Genomic DNA, 19937 nt, shown 5'->3' on the forward strand with positions numbered 1-19937 from the left:
CTGTCCTACTCCTTACAACGGAATATTTCCGTGTTTTTTCGCCGGACGCATTTCCCGCTTGTTGCGCAGCATTTCCAGTGCTTCCTGGAGCTTCTGGCGCGTTTCACGCGGGTCGATAACATCGTCAACCATACCGCGACGTGCTGCCACATACGGATTTGAAAACTGGTCACGGTATTCCGCGATTTTTGCCTGGCGTGTTTCCGCCGGGTTCTCGCTGTTTTCGATCTCGCGTGCGAAGATGATGTTTGCCGCACCTTCCGCACCCATTACCGCGATTTCCGCATTCGGCCATGCGTATACAATGTCCGCACCGATCGCTTTCGAGTTCAGGGCTACATACGCGCCACCAAATGCTTTGCGAAGAATAACGGTAATCTTCGGAACGGTTGCCTCGGAGTACGCGTACAGAATTTTCGCGCCGTGACGGATGATACCGCCGTGCTCCTGGTTGATACCCGGGAAGAAGCCCGATACGTCTTCAAATGTGATGAGCGGAATGTTGAACGCATCACAGAAGCGGATAAAACGAGACAGCTTATCGGACGAGTTAATGTCAAGTCCACCCGCCATGAATTTCGGTTGGTTCGCAATCAGGCCAACGGAATGACCGTCGATGCGACCAAAGCCGATCACGATGTTTTTCGCGAAATCCGGCTGAATTTCCATGAAATCACCGTTATCGACAATACGCTCAATTACTTTGCGTACATCGTATACTTTCGTAGTGGCAATCGGCACGATCTCAGCAAGCTCGTCATCCCAGCCATCATTTTTCTTGCGCTCATACGGCACAGCCGGTGCGTCTTCCATGTTATTTTGTGGCAGGAAGCTAAGCAGACGACGGATCTCGTCGAGCATTTCTGACTCGGATGGAGAGGTCAGGTGCGCATTCCCGCTAATTGAGGCGTGTACTTTCGCGCCGCCAAGGTTTTCAGATGAAATCTTCTCACCGGTTACAGCTTCGATTACTTTTGGTCCGGTAATGAACATCTGGCTTGTTTTCTCTACCATGCAGACGAAGTCAGTGATTGCCGGAGAATATACGGCACCGCCCGCACACGGTCCCATAATCACAGAGATTTGCGGGATGACACCGGAATAAACGGAGTTACGATAGAACACGTGACCATAACCGTCAAGTGATTCTACACCTTCCTGAATACGCGCGCCGCCCGAATCATTCAAGCCGATCATTGGGGCACCGTTTTTCGCAGCGAGGTCCATTACTTTGGCAATCTTCTGCGCGTGCATTTCTCCAAGTGCACCGCCGAATACTGTGAAGTCTTGCGAGAAGATGAATACGAGGCGACCGTTTACTTTACCGTATCCGGTTACAACCCCTTCACCTGGGCCTTCCATTTTTTCCATACCAAAATTTGTTGTACGGTGCTCGATAAACGGATTCAGTTCCACGAAGGTGTCACGGTCGAGAAAAAGATCAATCCGCTCCCGTGCAGTCAGCTTGCCTCGGTTGTGCTGGGCATCAATTCGCTTATCACCGCCGCCAAGTTCGACTTTGCGGCGTCGTTCGTACATCTCATCAATTTTTTCGTACATCGTGCTCATAGTGTAAGGATCCTCCTATCCAAATGCAGTCTCTATTTATATACGTAGCGGAAAAAGGCGGACTAGAATCCGCCTCCTACCCTTGTTATTCCATGTTTAGTGTTTGTCCGCATGTCCTTCCAACGGAGCAGAATCTGCCTTCTCACACAGCTCAAGCAGAACACCGCCTGTTGCTTTCGGGTGCAGGAATGCGACCATGTTGTTGTGCGCACCGAGCTTCGGCGTTTCAGTAATCAGTTTTACGCCCGCTTCTTTCAACGTAGCAAGACGCTCCTTCTGGTTGTCCACTTTGAGCGCAACGTGGTGAATTCCTTCGCCCTTCTTCTCGATAAACTTCGCAATCGCACTCTCCGGGCTTGTCGGCTCAAGAAGCTCAATGTGCGATTCTCCGATTTCGAGGAACGCCACGCGAACCTTTTCGCTTTCAACTGTTTCAAAACCAGTCAGTTTCAGGCCAAGCACTTGTGTATAGAACTTCAACGATTCATCGATGCTTTTTACAGCAATACCGATGTGCTCGATCTTTTGCGGGGATGACATGAGCGGTTCTGTGCCTGCTTCCGCTACACCAAGCTTGTGACGAATAAAGTCTGCTGCATCGCTTGTGTTTGTTCCCGGTGTAAAGACGTGTGCCACGCCACTCTCTTCGAGGAATGGAATATCCTCATCCGGAATAACACCGCCGCCGATAACAAGAATATCGTCCGCACCTTGCTCCTTGAGCAGGCGGATTACTTCCGGGAACAGCTCATTATGCGCGCCAGACAGGCAGGACAAGCCGATTACACTTACGTCCTCCTGAATCGCACTTGCTACGATCTGCGCCGGTGTCTGACGCAGGCCCGTGTAGATTACTTCCATACCCTCATCACGCAGCGCCTGGGCAATAACCAGCGCGCCACGGTCGTGTCCATCCAGACCTGGTTTAGCTACTAATACGCGAATTTTCTTCTCCATCTGTCTTGTTCCTCCCCGTTATACAGCCCGGTACTCGCCGAATTCTTCACGAAGCACACCACAAATCTCGCCGATTGTCGCGTATACGCGCACCGCATCGAGAATAAGTGGCATCAGGTTGTCTGTACCTTGTGCACCAGTGCGAAGCGCTTCGAGCGCTGCCTGCACTTTGTCGTTGTCCCGGCGTGCACGCAGCTCTTCTAATTTGGCACGCTGTACTTTGCCGAGGCTTGGGTCTACGCGAAGCAGTTCCGGCTGCTTCTCGCCTTCGATGCGGAACTTGTTCACGCCGACCACAACTTCTTCGCCGCTTTCCACTTGCTTTTGGAACTCATATGCTTTCTCGTGAATTTCACGTTGCATGTAGCCTTGCTCAACGGCTGCAACAGCGCCGCCAATGTCTTCGATCTTTTTCATGTAGTCAAGCACCTGCTGCTCGATCTGGTCTGTCAGGCTTTCCACAAAATACGAACCTGCCAGCGGGTCAACCGTGTCGGTTACACCTGTTTCATATGCAATGATCTGCTGTGTACGCAGAGCAATACGTGCAGATTCTTCAGTCGGAAGCGCAAGTGCTTCGTCACGAGAGTTCGTGTGCAGACTCTGCGTACCGCCAAGAACAGCCGCAAGCGCCTGAACGGTAACACGAACGATATTATTATCCGGCTGCTGCGCTGTCAGTGTCGAACCACCTGTTTGCGTATGCACGCGGAACTGCCATGATTTTGGATTTTTTGCCTGATACTTCTCTTTCATGAGGCGAGACCAGATACGGCGTGCCGCACGGAATTTTGCGATCTCTTCAAAGAAGTTGTTATGGCCATTGAAGAAAAACGACAACTGCGGTGCAAAGTCATCCACACCAAGACCAGCTTGAATAGCCGCTTCTACATAGGCTACTGCATCCGCAAGTGTAAAGGCTACTTCCTGCACAGCCGTCGAACCAGCTTCGCGGATGTGATAGCCGCTGATGCTAATTGTGTTCCACTTCGGAACGTTGTTCGCACAGTATTCAAAAATATCAGTAATCAAACGCATCGACGGCTTTGGTGGGAAGATGTATGTGCCGCGTGCAATGTATTCTTTAAGAATGTCATTCTGAATGGTTCCAGACAGTTTCTCAGACGATACACCTTGTTTCTCACCAACTGCGATATACATCGCAAGTAGGACAGATGCCGGAGCATTGATCGTCATCGACGTACTTACCTTGTCAAGCGGAATCCCGTCCAATAACAGCTCCATGTCTTCGAGTGAATCGATCGCTACGCCTACTTTACCTACCTCTCCGGTAGACATCGCATCATCGGAATCGTAGCCGATCTGTGTTGGCAGGTCGAACGCACAGCTTAAGCCCGTTTGGCCCTGCTCCAGCAAATATTTAAAACGCTTGTTGGTCTCTTCCGCAGAACCGAAGCCCGCATACTGACGCATCGTCCAGAAACGGCCACGGTACATCGTCGGCTGTACCCCCCGTGTGTACGGATACTCACCCGGAAGACCTGATTTCTCCATGTACTCTTCTGTCAACTCATTTGGCAAATAAACCCGATCTACTTCCATGCCGGAAGAATTCGTAAATGTTTCTTTGCGCTCTGGTACTTTAGCAAGGCGTGCTTCTACCTTCTCTCGCCAGCTTTGTAGCGCTTTTTTTCCTTTGTTTTTACCCATGGTTTTCCCTCCTCGCAGAACACTCCGTTATTATGTCTCTCTCTGTAACTCTGGATATGGAACCCTGCAATTGTTCCAATCTTTCTACATATTCGATTCTCGTCCGCAAAATCCTTCTTATTTCGACAATTTTTCTTCAGGAAAAAAGCGGGCATTTTCGCCCGCTTTTTTGTGTTTATCTTTAGTATATACTTGTATCCAAACTGTATGCTTCAAGTTTCTGCTTCACACTTTGCAAGAATCGTCCACAGACAAGGCCATCTAATACACGATGATCAAGCGACAGGCATATATTTACCATATCCCGAATCGCAATCATATCATCAATCACAACTGGACGCTTCACAATGGATTCTATGCTGATGATCGCAGCCTGCGGATAGTTGATGATCGGTGTCGACAATACAGAACCGAATGATCCAGTATTATTTACCGTAAACGTTCCACCTGCCATATCATCCGGTGTCAGCTTGCCAGCACGTGTTTTCGCTGCCAACTCATCGACCGCACGGGCAATGCCGTAAATGCTCTTCTGGTCAGCATCTTTAATAACCGGAACGTACAGCGCATCATCCGTTGCAACTGCAATCGAGATGTTAATATTCTTGCGCAGTACGATATTCTCACCCGCCCATACGGAGTTCATGATCGGATATTCTTTAATCGACTCCACAACTGCTTTGATGAAGAACGGCAGGAACGTGAGATTGAAGCCTTCTTTCGCCTTGAATTCCCCTTTGACGCGGTTGCGCATTTTGACCAGGTTGGTCAAGTCAACTTCCATCATCGTCCATGCGTGCGGTGCCTCGTGTTTGCTCTGCGTCATCCGATTTGCAATCGCACGGCGTACCGGCGTAACCGGGATTTGTGTATCACCCGGATATGACGGCACGGACACAGTCTGCGGACGGGATACCGGAGCAGATGGCTGTGCGACTGGCGGAGCAGACACAGCTGTTGTTTGAACAGATGGCATCTCTTCTTCTGCGGTCTGGGCAGCAATCTGCGGAGATGCTGCAACGGCTCCCGGAGCAGCGGATGCTCCGCCGTTTTCGATGAAGGCAAGCACATCTTTGCGTGTGATGCGCCCCTCGCTTCCAGTTCCACTCACCTGATTCAGGTCAATCCCGTTTTCCTGCGCGAGCCGCATAACAGCCGGAGAATAACGTTTACCCGAGACTTTAGCCGCAGCAGGAGCACCTGCTGCCTGCTGCGGTACAGATGGAGCAGACGCTGTCTGTGCCGCTGGCGAGGTGGATGCCGTCTGCGGTTTTGCTTCCGGCGCCGGAGCGTCCCCTTCCACCTCGATATAGCAGATGAGTGCGCCGACTGCGAGCGTATCCCCTTCTTCGGCGACAAGCTGCGTCACTTTTCCTTCCACAGTCGAAGGAACTTCCGCGTTTACTTTATCGGTTGTCACTTCACAAAGCGGTTCGTATTTTTTTACGTAATCACCCGGTTTCACAAGCCAGCGGGCAATTGTGCCTTCTGTTACGGATTCCCCCAACTGGGGCATGAGTACTTCTGTTGCCATTACACCCACTCCTTCCTAGAATGCTGCCAGCTCGCGCATAGCGGTGGCTACTTTGTCCGGGTTTAACATAAAGAATTTTTCCATCGGCGGGCTGTACGGCATCGCTGGCACATCCGGTCCTGCCAGACGCTGAATTGGTGCGTCAAGATCGAACAGGCAGTGCTCCGCGATTACAGCTGCCACTTCCCCACCGACACCGCCGGATTTGTTATCTTCATGAATAATAAGCACCTTGCCCGTTTTCTTCACGGCTTCCACAATGCCTTCCACGTCAAGCGGATACAACGTGCGCAGGTCCAGAATATGAGCGCTAATTCCTTCTTCCGCCAGCTTCTCGGCTGCCTGCAGCGCAAAATGTAGCGTCAGGCCATAGCTGATTACGGTAATATCCGTTCCTTCCCGCTTCACATCTGACTTGCCGAGCGGAACTACATAATCGGTTTCCGGCACTTCGCCTTTAATCAAACGGTAGCAACGCTTATGTTCAAAGAACAGAACCGGATCCTCATCGCGAATCGCCGCTTTCAGCATGCCCTTCGCATCATACGGTGTGGACGGTGCAACCACTTTCAGGCCCGGCGTGCTTGTAAACAACGCTTCCACACTCTGTGAGTGATACAGCGCACCGTGTACACCTCCGCCATACGGAGCACGGATCACGAGCGGGCAGTGCCAGTCGTTATTCGAGCGATAGCGCATTTTCGCTGCCTCGCTTATGATCTGATTGAACGCCGGCATAATAAAATCGGCAAACTGCATTTCCGCCACCGGACGCATGCCATACGCCGCAGCCCCAATCGCCACGCCTGCAATCGCAGACTCTGCAAGCGGTGTATCAATGACGCGCTGCTCGCCGAACTCTTCATATAATCCGCTCGTTGCGCGGAATACCCCCCCGCGCACACCAACATCCTCGCCGAGCACGAATACTTTCGGGTCGCGCCGCATTTCCTCGCGCAGCGCCTGGGTGACCGCATCGATGTATGAAATAACTGCCATTTCCGATTCCCCCTTATTCCGCGTATACGTGACGCAGCGTGTCTTCCGGTGCCGGATACGGTGCGTTCTCCGCGTATTCTGTCGCTTCATCTACTTCGTGCGCTATCCGTTCGCCTATTTCCTTCTCGGTTACCTCATCAAGCAGACCGATTTCACGGAGATAGCTCGCAAAACGAAGCAATGGATCTTTCTTCTTCGCATCTTCCACTTCTTCACGGGAGCGATACGCACGGTCGTCATCGTCACTAGAGTGCGGTACCAGACGGTATGTTACCGCCTCGATCAGCGTCGCTCCTTCGCCACGACGTGCGCGGTCTACCGCTTCTTTTGTTGCTTTATATACTTCAATCGGGTCGTTTCCGTCCACAGAGATGCCCGGGAAGCCGTAGCCAAGCGCCCGGTCAGCTACACTTTTGCAAGCAAGCTGCTTCGTGATCGGAACGGAGATTGCATATTTATTGTTTTCACAGAAGAAAATAACAGGAAGTTTATGCACACCGGCAAAGTTCGCCCCTTCATGGAAATCCCCCTGGTTGCTTGAGCCTTCTCCAAATGAGGTAAACACAGCAAGATCCTTGCCCTCCATCCGTCCTGCAAGCGCCAGGCCAACCGCATGCGGCACCTGCGTCGTTACCGGACTGGAACCGGTCAGAATGTTATATTTGCGACCGCCAAAATGGCCCGGCATTTGTCGTCCGCCGCTGTTCGGATCTTCTGCCTTCGCAAACGCTGACAGCATCATGTCACGTGCTGTCTGACCGAATACGAGCACAAGCCCCATATCGCGATAGTACGGGCACGCATAGTCTTTTTGCGGGTCAAATGCGAACGCCGCCCCAATCTGCGCCCCTTCCTGTCCCTGGCAGGAGATCACAAATGGGATTTTGCCTGCCCGGTTCAACAGCCACATGCGCTCATCTACTTTGCGCGCTAGCAGCATGTAGTAATACATATCAAGTACCTGCTTATCCGTTAACCCTGCTTCCTGGTGACGAAGTTGTGCCATCGTAAGGTCCCTCCCTGCTTATGAATGAATCGCTTTGCCGTCGACAGCGAGTGCTGCCTCGCCCATGATTTCCGACAATGTCGGGTGTGGGTGAATCGTATGCCCGATCTCCCATGGTGTTGCATCAAGCACACGGGCAAGCGCCCCTTCTGCGATCAGATCGGTCACATGCGGTCCGATCATATGCACACCAAGCACATCATTTGTGTCCGCATCGGCAACAATTTTGACGAATCCGTCCGGCTCCCCGTATACAAGTGCCTTACCAATGGCCCGGAAATGGAACGTCCCTGTTTTTACGTTATGCCCTTTGTCTTTCGCTTCGGCTTCCGTCAGACCAACATTCGCCACCTCTGGACGGCTGTATGTGCATTTCGGAACCATTGTATAATCAATCGCATGCGGATTTTGACCCGCCATATGTTCCACCGCGACAATTCCTTCGTGTGATGCAACGTGTGCCAGCTGCAGACCGCCGATCACATCTCCAATCGCGTAAATATGCGCTTCTCCGGTCTGATACATGCTGTTTACTTGAATGACGCCGTTTTCTACTTTTGCTTCTACGTTGTTCAGTCCGATATCTTCAATGTTCGCCTGACGTCCAACCGAGACAAGAATTTTCTCGGCCTCAAGCGTCACTGTGGAGCCGTTCTGCTCTGCCTCGATAGTCACACCACCATCCGTGCGGGCAAATGTATCTGCCAGCACACGCGCACTCGTATGCACCTTGATTTTCCGCTTTTTCAGAAGACGCTCCATTTCTTTGCTGATCGCTTCATCTTCAAGCGGCAAAATGCGGTTCGCATACTCCACAACGTGCACATCCACACCGAGATCATTCAGCAAGGAAGCCCACTCAATGCCAATCACTCCACCGCCGATAATCAGCATCGACTTCGGCAATTCTGTCATGGCAAGCGCTTCGTCGCTCGTCAGTACGAACTCTCCATCAACCGCAAGACCTGGTAGAGGACGAGGACGGGAACCGGTCGCAATGAGTACGAACTTCGGCAGCAAAATTTCTGCGTTGCCATCCGGATATTCGATATTGATCGCTCCTGCCTGCGGAGAGAAAATGGACGGTCCCATAATGCGGCCTGTTCCATGATACACATCGATTTTCCCCTGCTTCATCAGATGCTGAACGCCTTTATGAAGCTGGTCAACAATTCCCTGCTTTCGCTCCTGTATGCGAGTGAAGTTAACCCCGATCTCGCCGGTTTCAACTCCGTACTCCGCTCCATTCTTAAGCGTATGGTATACCTCTGCACTGCGCAGCAGCGCCTTGCTTGGAATACAACCGCGATGCAGGCATGTTCCGCCGAGCTTATCTTTTTCGACTATTGCTGTTTTCATTCCGAGCTGAGCGGCACGGATTGCGGCTACATAACCGCCTGTGCCCCCGCCGAGAACAACTACGTCATACTCATTCGACATGTTCACGTTCCTCCATTACTTTATTTATGATGGATACGGGATAAAGCATGCTTGCCATCGCGCAGGAATGTGCTGCGGGAGCGCTGGACACGAGCGATGCGCTCTTCACACATGCGGTCCGCCGCTTTATATGTTGGAATGCCGTCCCGATTGGAAATCTCAATAACCGCCTGAATGTTTCCGTAAATCGTTTCTACCTTTTTCATTGCGCGGTCCCGGTTGTAACCTTCCAGCTCATCCGCCACATTGATCAGGCCGCCTGCATTAATGATATAGTCAGGTGCATACACAATGCCTCTCTCCTGCAAAATATCTCCATGGCGATCTTCTTTCAACTGATTGTTGGCTGCACCCGCTACGACGCGTGCTGTCAATTGTGGAATGGTTTCATCATTAATGATGGCTCCAAGCGCACATGGGGAAAAGATGTCGCATGTCTGGCTGTAAATGTCACCCGGATCAACCGCTTTCGCTCCGAAATCGTCGATCGCACGCTGTACGTTGTCTTTATTAATGTCAGTAACGATCAGATGCGCACCTTCTTCATGCAGATGGCGGCATAAATTATACGCTACATTTCCCACGCCCTGAACGGCAATGGTTTTGCCACTTAGGTCGTCTGTGCCGAACGCCTCTTTTGCTGCTGCCTTCATTCCTCGATACACACCATATGCTGTAACCGGGGAAGGATTGCCACTGCTGCCAAACGCCGGAGATACACCGGTTACATAATCTGTTTCGAGATGAATCAGATCCATATCGGCCACCGTTGTTCCTACATCCTCGGCTGTAATATAGCGGCCATTCAATCCTTGGATATAACGACCAAATGCACGAAACATTTCTGGATTTTTGTCGGTGCGCGGATTGCCGATGATAACTGCCTTGCCTCCACCGAGATTCAGGCCAGCACCCGCTGCCTTATATGTCATGCCGCGCGCCAGGCGCAGTGCATCTTCAATTGCTTCCGATTCAGAAGCGTATGTCCACATGCGCGTACCGCCAAGTGCCGGGCCAAGTGTTGTGTCATGAATGGCAATAATTGCTTTCAATCCAGAATTTGCGTCCTGGCAAAAAACAAGCTGTTCATAATCGTAGTTTTCCATGTATGAAAAAATGTTCATGGTGTTTTCCTCCTGAGGTGGGTTACTCTTCCCAATAAGGATAGGAGAGCATCGTCTACACAATTTATCTTAATGCAACATGCATGCCAAACACCTCATTACAGAAAGCGCTTACAAAATATGCGGATTTATGCGCATGCCCTCTGCAAAAACATGCGCACCCTGCAAAAAAATGCAGGCAATTATTTGCTATAATCCGTATTTTTCAATTTTATAATACAAATTACGAATGGAAAGTCCAAGATCACGGGCAGTAGCTGTCTTGTTGCCGTTCCGTCTGTCCAATGCGCCGCGAATAATGTCCGCTTCCACTTTTTCCAGCTGTTTATTCAACGGTTGATCCTCCAACTGCACATCTCCTGCCGAATATACAACTTTCCCCCCCTCCGCTTGCGTCTGGGATGGAATGCCTGCTAGTTCGGGCAAATGGTATGGCTGGATTACAACTTCCTGGAACCGCATATTGATCATCGAGCGGCTGATTACATTTTCGAGCTCCCGCACGTTGCCCGGCCAACTGTACCAGCACAGCTGCTCCAGTGCGGAAGGCGCGGCATTCTGTACATTGCGTCCATACTCCTGATTGTACTTATGAATCAGATGCCCGATCAGCTCCGGCAGATCTGGCAGCCGACTACGAAGCGGCGGAATTATGATCGGAAGCACATTAATCCGATAATACAAATCTTCCCGAAATGCCCCCTTCTGAATCGCCTGTTCCAGATTAACGTGAGTTGCGGCGATCACACGGACGTCAACCGCGATGGCTTTCGTACCGCCGATACGGACGATTTCTTTTTCCTGTAGCACCCGCAAAAGCTTCGCCTGTGTACTCATCGACAGTTCACCAATTTCATCCAGAAAAATCGTGCCGCCGCTCGCTTCTTCAAATAGCCCCTTCTTCCCCCCACGCTTCGCCCCAGTAAACGCTCCTTCGTCATAGCCAAACAACTCACTCTCAAGAAGCGACTCCGGAATTGCCGCACAGTTCACACGAACAAATTCATTATATTTACGGCTGCTTTCATTATGAATCGCATGGGCGAATAATTCCTTCCCCGTGCCTGACTCCCCACGCAACAGCACGGTAACCGGAGTCTCGGCAGCTTTGCGTCCTTGCTCTACAGCGGCCTGCATCCCGTCGCTTTGCCCGACAATATCAGCAAACGTATACCGAGCACGCAATGTTCGCACAAGCCGCTTTACCCGCTCAAGTTCTTCCGTTGCCTTCTTCATATCCGATATATCGTGAATGACTCCCACACTTCCCTTGAGCACTCCATCAACAATAATCGGCGCAACATTAACAATAACATCTTTCCTGCGCGGCCCGACTTTGATCGGTACGCCACGCACCGGACGCCCGGTGCGCAGCACTTGCATGTGCATACTTTCCCCTTCCGATATATCCACATCAGCCGGCTTGCCAATCACATCTTGCTCGGTCAATCCGGTCAGACGAGTATATGCAGGATTAATTATCAGCCCATTGCCTTCCGCATCTACAACCGAGATTGCATCATTCGATGAATGAATAATAGCCTGTAGCATACTTCGAGCATCTTCCATCAAGTTTTCCATCAGATTCCCCCCACTCTGAAAAAACTTGCAGACTCTCCTTTCATTTAACCAGACTTCCTGCAACAGAGCAACGATGGCCAACAATGTTTAGAGGCTGCCTCAGCCTCGTCCCCATTCATCCAGCCGACGTAATAGCCGGCTTTTTTCAATATAAGCCGTAATCGACGATCGCTCTGCATACAGATGCAGAGCGCCGAACAGTACGAGCAGCCCAATCTTCACAGATACCCCTAGACTATGGATGCAGAGTACGCCTCCTAGAAAACCGAGTGCATTGGCACCCGTATCGCCAAGCATCACCCGCCCGCGCAGATCGTCTCGAGCCGCCGCGACCATACACCCCAGTACACAGGCCCATACGAGCACTCCATCTAACGGAAGCGTACCAGCCGTCGCAGCTATTATCAATAACAGCCCACTTCCTTTCAACGCTCGCCCCGGACGAAGATCCAATAAATTAATTAGATTCGTTGACAGCATAATGAGCAGGACATCAGCTGCCATCTCTAACAAAGAGACAGGACGTACACTAGCAGCCAGCAATGCCAGGCAAAATGCAGCCAATACCTTGATCATTCCCGTTGTGACAACCCCATGCTGTAGAGCCAAAACGTGGCCCCGTAACCCTTTAGGGCCATCTGTTCCAAAACGATCATCAAACCAGCCAGCCAGTCCCATACCCGCGCTTGCCAGCATACCAACCGCAAGTTCGACGGTTTGCTGTGCCACCGCAATCCATACCGCTTCCATCAAAAACAAAGGCACAAACAACAATCCGTACCCGAGCGGAATGCTCTCTCTTCGGTAATTCAATGCTGTCCACCCACGTATTCTAAACAAAAACCGGACGGCTATCATGGCAACCACTCCCCATAGCCAGCCCCATCCTGCAGCCACCACGATCTCCCACATCTTCACCGCGCCTTTACTCGCTTCGATTGTAAAATACGCCGGACAGCCGCATACTGCCGACCTCGATGCCAGAAACCGGACCATGTTTTTCCGAGTTCTCGGTGACAGAACGGAAGTGGCAGCTCCTCAACAACAAGCCCGGCGCGCAGTACATCGATGGTCATAGCCACTTCGATGCCAAATCCGCAATTCCAGTCACGCACAGCTTCGATGGCGCGATGAGAAAGTGCACGCTGCCCGGATAAAGGCTGAACAATATGCCGTCCGGTCATCCGGTGAATCTCCCGGCAGGCCAGCCACTTAACCAGGCCAAACCCGCCCCGACGCGGCCTGGGGAGACGGCCTATAATCATATCAGCGCAGCTATTTTCAAAGTGAGCAAGAAGCTTCGCCGCATAAACAGCCGTACCACCCGTATCCGCATCAATAAACAAATACACCTCACTTTTATCTGCTGCTGCAATTCCACAGCGTAACGCCTGTCCTTTGCCTTTGTTTTCCCTAAGCCGGATTACCGTATCCGCATATGCATCCGCAATAAGAGCTGTACGGTCTGTACTGCCGTCATCCACCACAATCAGCCGGGACCCTGAAAGCGCCGGAATATCACGCAGCGCCTGAAGCGTATGCCCGATATAAGCCGCTTCATTGTAGGCCGGAACAATAATCGTAATTTCTCTCTTCATAAGCGTCTCCAATTCACCAACCAGCTCGGCAAAGTCAGACTACAGGCTTGTGCTGGATAAATACGACTGATCCCTTTGGCGTCAAGCAATCGATCCCCGATCTTCATTCGTACAAGCCACGTACTTCCCATACCTTCCCGCCCTTTTGCAAGGCAGTCTGCCATACTTGCATGTGTGCCAACCGCCACCAGCAAAGAGGCCTGCTGTTCATATGCATACAAAAGCGCTGCGTCCTCACTCGTTCCGAATGATGGGAGCACATGTGCCGTAAGCCCGAGTTCATGAATGCGGGCGGTACCAGGAGCCCGTCCATCCACATACGCATGGACGATTCGATCTGTGGCAGCCCTAAGCGCCTTGTCGCTTACACTATCCATATCTCCAAACACTATATCTGGTCGGAACCCTTCTGCCAGCAACGCATCTGCACCGCCATCGACCCCAATCAGTGCTGGACGGCACGTGCGAATATATGGAACAAGCGCGCGCAGATCTTCCCGGTAGGTACGCCCGCGCACAACAATAACCGCATGCCGGCCAGCAAGCGGTGTACGAAGCGGAAGAGTCGGGAGCGGGTGCAACAGCTCCTGTTTTTCACGGGCGGCATACCAAAGCGTATTGTCTACGAAGCGCGTCATGCGTTCATGAACCTGTCTTACAGCATCATATTGAACTGCATGCCACTGTTCACGTGTTACAGGAAGCAAGCGGGCAAGTAATGTACGCTCTCTGTGACGGAACAGACGGCAATCTTCAATCACAACGTGTTCCCCGCTCACCAGAGAGCGATACAAGTCGGGCTGTTCCAGACAATCATACAGCGGGATTCCCTGTTCAATCAGCAGACGCGCACCGTCTCCGGCATGCACAGTGCCAAGAGAGGGCTCGCAGTTGACGACCGCACGCACCTTGCGTTCAATTAAACTTCGGGCCGCCAGTTCATCAATTCCGGCATGGGCAATGACCGCAATATCGCCCGGCTGAATGTGCGGCACCATACGCTTGGTTACACTTCCGCACCGAACCGGACCGTGAGCGGTATATTTGTGCCGCATCAGGCGGGACAGCATACGGATCATCTCCTTTTTTCCTAGTATGCGTAACTGTACAAAAAAAATGAGCCGCATATCGCGACTCATTGGTACAATCAATTATTTTTTTACAACTTTTCCTGTCCAGCGCTTCATACCACCTGACAGATTGTATAAATTCTGTACCCCATGCTTCTTGAGAATACGAGCTGCCTGTGCGCTGCGCACCCCGGTCTCGCAGATCAGGTATGTGTCCTTGTCTTTTTGAATGCCTCCGACCGCTGTTTTCACCTGCATGAGCGGTATATTGCGGGCGTGCTGAATATGACCCTGACGGTATTCGTCCGTCTCACGCACATCGATGAACTGCTTGCCTTTCGGGTTTTTCAGAGCTTCGCTTAATTCGTCTGCCGTGATTTTTTTAACACCACGCGGCGGCAGCATCCGGAAGACGAAAAAGCCAAGCAAAAGTACAAGCAACGCTAAGCTTAACCAATCCATATCTCTGTCTCTCCTTTTCCAAAATACCTATAAAGGTATCGTACTATACGTTTTCATTTGATGCAATACGTGTCGCCTCCCGCTGTTGAATGAAACGAAGCCGAAGCAAGAAACAAGAAGCCCCGCATGTCAGTCCAACAATGAGTCCGACCCAGTAGCCAAACGCCTGCAGATCTGTATAATTCGCCAGCCCATAGCCCAGCGGCAAGCCAATAACCCAGTACGCGGCGAAGGCAATGACAGATGGCACAGTAACATCCTTGTAACCACGTAGCACCCCCTGGATAGGCGTAGCCAACGCATCCGATAGCTGAAAAAAAATCGCATACATCAAGAACTGTTGGGCGAGCATGAATACAGCAGTGTCTTTCGTATATAGCGCTGCGACCTGCCGATTAAACAGCCAGATACCGAGCGCGCAGACGAATGCCATACCAACCGCAAAGGCCAGTCCTAAGCGACTATAAGAACGCGCATCCCGATAGCGCTTCGCCCCCACCTCGAATCCAACCACGATCGTAAGTGCCGACGCAATACTCATAGGTACCATATATAAAAAGGACGCAAAATTAATCGCCACCTGATGCGCGGCGATTGCGACTGTACCGAAGCGGCTCATAAGCAACGTCACCGCCGAGAAAATACTTACTTCAAAAAAAATCGCAAAGCCAATGGGCAACCCGAGCTTCAGCTGCTCCACCCAGGCCGACACGGATACACGATACAACCTCTTCCCCACCTCGTATGTTGCAAACTGAGGCAGCCGCCGGACAACGTACAACGCAAGCAAAAAAATTACCCACTGTGTAACCGCCGTTGCATAGCCCGTCCCCACACCACCCATGCGAGGGAAACCAAACTTGCCATAAATCAGCACATAATTCAGCACCACATTAATCGGAAGCGACACAAGTGTAATCAACATCGTAATGCGTGCCTGCCCAAGCGCATCCATAAACGAACGCAACACCGTATACACTAAAAGCGGGAGAATCCCGAACGAAAGCCCAATTAAATACCGTCTGGCAATATCATGTACCACAGGCTCAAGCTTCATCGCATCAAGTAACGGAGTAACCGCAAACATCCCAGCTATAATGACAAGTACGGCAATGACAATCGACAAATATACGCCCTGCATAACCGTCGACGCCACATTTTCTTTACGCCCTCCTCCTAACAGATGAGCGACAATAGGTGTTATAGCGAGCAATACCCCATTAATTCCGGTAAAAAGCGGCATCCAGAGATTAACCCCAATCGCTACACCGGCAAGGTCATTCGCACTGGCGTGACCCGACATCACTGTATCAAAAAAACTCATCGAAAAAATACCAAGCTGTGTCACAAGAATCGGAAGCAAAAGAATAACAAACTGGCGCAATCGCTCTTGTGTGGAATGCGTTTGTTTCATTGTTTTTAAAGTCTCCACCGTTTCAATAAGAATGAATAGCAAGATTTCATTATAGCATAGCTGACATATACTTGTGCTTTCTGTAGAATCGAGTAACTTTGGTGGTGAAAGTAGCGAAGAGATACAAACGTAGCCCTGTGCTCTCAATCCAATGGAGAACACAGGGCTACGTTATTTTCGTACGCTTGTTATGATGCCGCAGGTAAGACTCGAACTCGCCTTATACCTTCAAAACTGAATGGAGAAGAAAAATCGCATTGTATTAGGTTAAGCCCTCGACCGATTAGTATTCGTCAGCTCCGCACATTGCTGCACTTCCACCTCGAACCTATCTACCTCATCATCTATAAGGGGTCTTACCAGCTTATGCTGTGGGAAATCTCATCTTGAGGGGGGCTTCACGCTTAGATGCTTTCAGCGCTTATCCCGTCCGCACATAGCTACCCAGCTGTGCTCCTGGCGGAACAACTGGTGCACCAGCGGTGCGTCCATCCCGGTCCTCTCGTACTAAGGACAGCTCCTCTCAAATTTCCTGCGCCCACGACAGATAGGGACCGAACTGTCTCACGACGTTCTGAACCCAGCTCGCGTACCGCTTTAATGGGCGAACAGCCCAACCCTTGGAACCTACTTCAGCTCCAGGATGCGATGAGCCGACATCGAGGTGCCAAACCTCCCCGTCGATGTGGACTCTTGGGGGAGATAAGCCTGTTATCCCCAGGGTAGCTTTTATCCGTTGAGCGATGGCCCTTCCATGCGGAACCACCGGATCACTAAGCCCGACTTTCGTCCCTGCTCGACTTGTAGGTCTCGCAGTCAAGCTCCCTTGTGCCTTTACACTCTGCGAATGATTTCCAACCATTCTGAGGGAACCTTTGGGCGCCTCCGTTACCTTTTAGGAGGCGACCGCCCCAGTCAAACTGCCCGCCTGACACGGTCCTTCATCCCGGTAAGGGATGCAAGTGAGAAGGCCAGCATTGTCAGGGTGGTATCCCAAGGACGCCTCCCCCGAACCTGACGGTCCGGCTTCAACGGCTCCCACCTATCCTGTACAAACAATACCAGCATTCAATATCAGGCTGCAGTAAAGCTCCATGGGGTCTTTCCGTCTTGTCGCGGGTAACCTGCATCTTCACAGGTAGTATGATTTCACCGAGTCTCTTGCCGAGACAGTGCCCAAGTCGTTACGCCTTTCGTGCGGGTCGGAACTTACCCGACAAGGAATTTCGCTACCTTAGGACCGTTATAGTTACGGCCGCCGTTTACTGGGGCTTCGGTTCAAAGCTTCGCCTTACGGCTAACCTTTCCCCTTAACCTTCCAGCACCGGGCAGGCGTCAGCCCCTATACTTCGCCTTGCGGCTTCGCAGAGACCTGTGTTTTTGCTAAACAGTCGCTTGGGCCTTTTCACTGCGGCCCCCTCGCGCTTTGACACGCTACCGGGGCACCCCTTCTCCCGAAGTTACGGGGTCATTTTGCCGAGTTCCTTAGCAAGAGTTTTCTCGCGCGCCTTAGGATTCTCTCCTCGCCTACCTGTGTCGGTTTGCGGTACGGGTACCTCACTCCTCGCTAGAGGCTTTTCTTGGCAGTGTGAGATCAGGGACTTCGCTACTATAATTCGCTCGCCATCACAGCCTGGCGTTACAGTGTACGGATTTGCCTATACACACGCCTCACTGCTTGGACAGACATAACCAGCAGTCTGCTCACCCTACCCTCCTGCGTCCCCCCGTTGCTCAAACGGAGTGGAGGTAGTACAGGAATTTCAACCTGTTGTCCATCGCCTACGCTTTTCAGCCTCGGCTTAGGTCCCGACTAACCCTGAGAGGACGAGCCTTCCTCAGGAACCCTTAGGCTTTCGGCGGAAAGGATTCTCACCTTTCTTTTCGCTACTTACACCGGCATTCTCACTTCCTGCCGCTCCACCAGTCCTTCCGGTCTGACTTCACCGCTGCAGGAACGCTCCCCTACCACTGACACCAACGGTGTCAATCCACAGCTTCGGTACTACGCTTAGCCCCGTTACATTTTCCGCGCAGAGTCACTCGACCAGTGAGCTATTACGCACTCTTTAAATGGTGGCTGCTTCTAAGCCAACATCCTGGTTGTCTGGGCAACTCCACATCGTTTCCCACTTAGCGTAGATTTAGGGACCTTAGCTGGTGATCTGGGCTGTTTCCCTTTTGACTACGGATCTTAGCACTCGCAGTCTGACTCCCGGACCGACTGTATCTGGCATTCGGAGTTTGACTGAATTTGGTACCCCGCGAGGGGCCCGCGTCCAATCAGTGCTCTACCTCCAGTACAGGCATCCGAGGCTAGCCCTAAAGCTATTTCGGGGAGAACCAGCTATCTCCGAGTTCGATTGGAATTTCTCCGCTACCCACACCTCATCCCCGCACTTTTCAACGTGCGTGGGTTCGGGCCTCCAGTGCGTGTTACCGCACCTTCACCCTGGACATGGGTAGATCACACGGTTTCGGGTCTACGACTACGTACTCATTCGCCCTATTCAGACTCGCTTTCGCTGCGGCTCCGGCCTATCCGCCTTAACCTCGCACGTAATCGTAACTCGCCGGTTCATTCTACAAAAGGCACGCCGTCACACATATAAAGTGCTCCGACTAGTTGTAGGCACACGGTTTCAGGTTCTCTTTCACTCCCCTCCCGGGGTGCTTTTCACCTTTCCCTCACGGTACTGGTTCACTATCGGTCGCTAGGTAGTATTTAGCCTTGGGAGATGGTCCTCCCGGATTCAGACGGGGTTTCACGTGTCCCGCCCTACTCAGGGTACGTCTCGGAGAGACAGTCATTTCGACTACAGGGTTGTTACCTTCTGTGACGGGCCTTTCCAGACCGCTTCATCTATGACTGTCCTTTGTAACTCCTATGTGAGACGCCCTACAACCCCAGAAGGCGAACCTTCTGGTTTGGGCTGTTCCGCGTTCGCTCGCCGCTACTGACGGAATCACTATTGTTTTCTATTCCTCAGGGTACTTAGATGTTTCAGTTCCCCTGGTCTGCCTCTCCCTGTCCTATGTATTCAGACAGGAGTACTACCCCATTACGGATAGTGGGTTTCCCCATTCGGACATCTTCGGATCAAAGCTCGCTTACAGCTCCCCGAAGCATTTCGTCGTTCGCCACGTCCTTCATCGGCTCCTAGCGCCAAGGCATCCACCGTGCGCCCTTTGTAGCTTAACCTCAAATTAGGTTATCACCAAAAAGGATTATCGTTTGGATTTTCCTAAATGCGTTTGTTTCTTCTCTCATTCAGTTTTCAAGGTACAACTTTTATATGCAGCAGTGTGTGTAACCACTACCGGCCCGGCAACGTCCTACTCTCCCAGGGAGTTGCCCCCCAAGTACCCTCGGCGCTAAAAGACTTAACTTCTGTGTTCGGGATGGGAACAGGTGTGACCCTTTTGCCATCGTTACCAGACTAACAGGATGTTGGTCGTTCCACGTTGCGGACAGGACGTCCGCGCCTTTAGTGGAACCTCCACTATTGCTA

The 19937-nt window shown here is 51.6% G+C and carries 13 protein-coding genes, 2 rRNA genes and 1 pseudogene; all 16 read right to left on the reverse strand.

What is annotated here, in order from left to right; translation table 11 throughout:
- Positions 1-12 precede the first annotated feature (12 nt).
- The 16 genes and pseudogenes from CB4_RS16355 to rrf all read right to left on the reverse strand — a co-directional run bounded on the left by CB4_RS16355 (position 13) and on the right by rrf (position 19865).
- Complete coding sequence (locus CB4_RS16355; RefSeq protein ID WP_096467787.1) at positions 13-1560, reverse strand: acyl-CoA carboxylase subunit beta; 1548 nt, start codon at positions 1558-1560, stop codon at positions 13-15.
- A 105-nt stretch (positions 1561-1665) separates the two neighbouring features.
- Entirely contained in the window at positions 1666-2526 is an 861-nt protein-coding gene (gene mce, locus CB4_RS16360) for a methylmalonyl-CoA epimerase (RefSeq protein WP_096466839.1), read from the reverse strand.
- 18 nt (positions 2527-2544) lie between these two features.
- Positions 2545-4197 carry an acyl-CoA mutase large subunit family protein gene (locus tag CB4_RS16365; RefSeq protein ID WP_096466840.1) on the reverse strand — a complete coding sequence of 551 codons (1653 nt, stop codon included), beginning with the start codon at positions 4195-4197 and terminating at the stop codon, positions 2545-2547.
- Between the two features lie 181 nt (positions 4198-4378).
- Positions 4379-5731 (reverse strand): dihydrolipoamide acetyltransferase family protein, encoded by a 1353-nt coding sequence (locus CB4_RS16370; protein WP_096466841.1) that lies wholly within the window; start codon positions 5729-5731, stop codon positions 4379-4381.
- Between the two features lie 15 nt (positions 5732-5746).
- A complete protein-coding gene (locus CB4_RS16375; protein ID WP_096466842.1) occupies positions 5747-6730 on the reverse strand; it encodes an alpha-ketoacid dehydrogenase subunit beta in 984 nt (327 codons plus the stop codon).
- Between the two features lie 13 nt (positions 6731-6743).
- Entirely contained in the window at positions 6744-7736 is a 993-nt protein-coding gene (locus tag CB4_RS16380; protein WP_096466843.1) for a thiamine pyrophosphate-dependent dehydrogenase E1 component subunit alpha, read from the reverse strand.
- 18 nt (positions 7737-7754) lie between these two features.
- A complete protein-coding gene (gene lpdA / locus CB4_RS16385) occupies positions 7755-9176 on the reverse strand; it encodes a dihydrolipoyl dehydrogenase (protein WP_096466844.1) in 1422 nt (473 codons plus the stop codon).
- A 20-nt stretch (positions 9177-9196) separates the two neighbouring features.
- Entirely contained in the window at positions 9197-10300 is a 1104-nt protein-coding gene (gene bcd, locus CB4_RS16390; protein WP_096466845.1) for a branched-chain amino acid dehydrogenase, read from the reverse strand.
- A 189-nt stretch (positions 10301-10489) separates the two neighbouring features.
- Positions 10490-11869, reverse strand: a pseudogene (locus CB4_RS16395) (sigma-54 interaction domain-containing protein); the annotation flags it as partial.
- A 111-nt stretch (positions 11870-11980) separates the two neighbouring features.
- Positions 11981-12877 (reverse strand): hypothetical protein, encoded by an 897-nt coding sequence (locus CB4_RS16400; protein WP_110546206.1) that lies wholly within the window; start codon positions 12875-12877, stop codon positions 11981-11983.
- On the reverse strand, positions 12796-13479 hold the full coding sequence (locus CB4_RS16405; protein WP_096466848.1) for a glycosyltransferase family 2 protein: 684 nt from the start codon (positions 13477-13479) through the stop codon (positions 12796-12798). The genes CB4_RS16400 and CB4_RS16405 overlap by 82 nt, the downstream gene beginning before the upstream one ends.
- Positions 13476-14558 carry a putative cytokinetic ring protein SteA gene (steA, locus tag CB4_RS16410; protein ID WP_146226562.1) on the reverse strand — a complete coding sequence of 361 codons (1083 nt, stop codon included), beginning with the start codon at positions 14556-14558 and terminating at the stop codon, positions 13476-13478. The genes CB4_RS16405 and steA overlap by 4 nt, the downstream gene beginning before the upstream one ends.
- A gap of 72 nt (positions 14559-14630) precedes the next feature.
- On the reverse strand, positions 14631-15011 hold the full coding sequence (locus tag CB4_RS16415) for a rhodanese-like domain-containing protein (protein ID WP_096466850.1): 381 nt from the start codon (positions 15009-15011) through the stop codon (positions 14631-14633).
- Between the two features lie 43 nt (positions 15012-15054).
- On the reverse strand, positions 15055-16425 hold the full coding sequence (locus CB4_RS16420; RefSeq protein WP_096466851.1) for an MATE family efflux transporter: 1371 nt from the start codon (positions 16423-16425) through the stop codon (positions 15055-15057).
- A 263-nt stretch (positions 16426-16688) separates the two neighbouring features.
- A 23S ribosomal RNA gene (locus CB4_RS16425) occupies positions 16689-19627 on the reverse strand.
- Between the two features lie 121 nt (positions 19628-19748).
- Positions 19749-19865, reverse strand: a 5S ribosomal RNA gene (gene rrf / locus CB4_RS16430).
- Between the last annotated feature and the right edge of the window lie 72 nt (positions 19866-19937).

This window comes from Aneurinibacillus soli (genome assembly GCF_002355375.1).
GTDB classification, from domain to species: domain Bacteria; phylum Bacillota; class Bacilli; order Aneurinibacillales; family Aneurinibacillaceae; genus Aneurinibacillus; species Aneurinibacillus soli.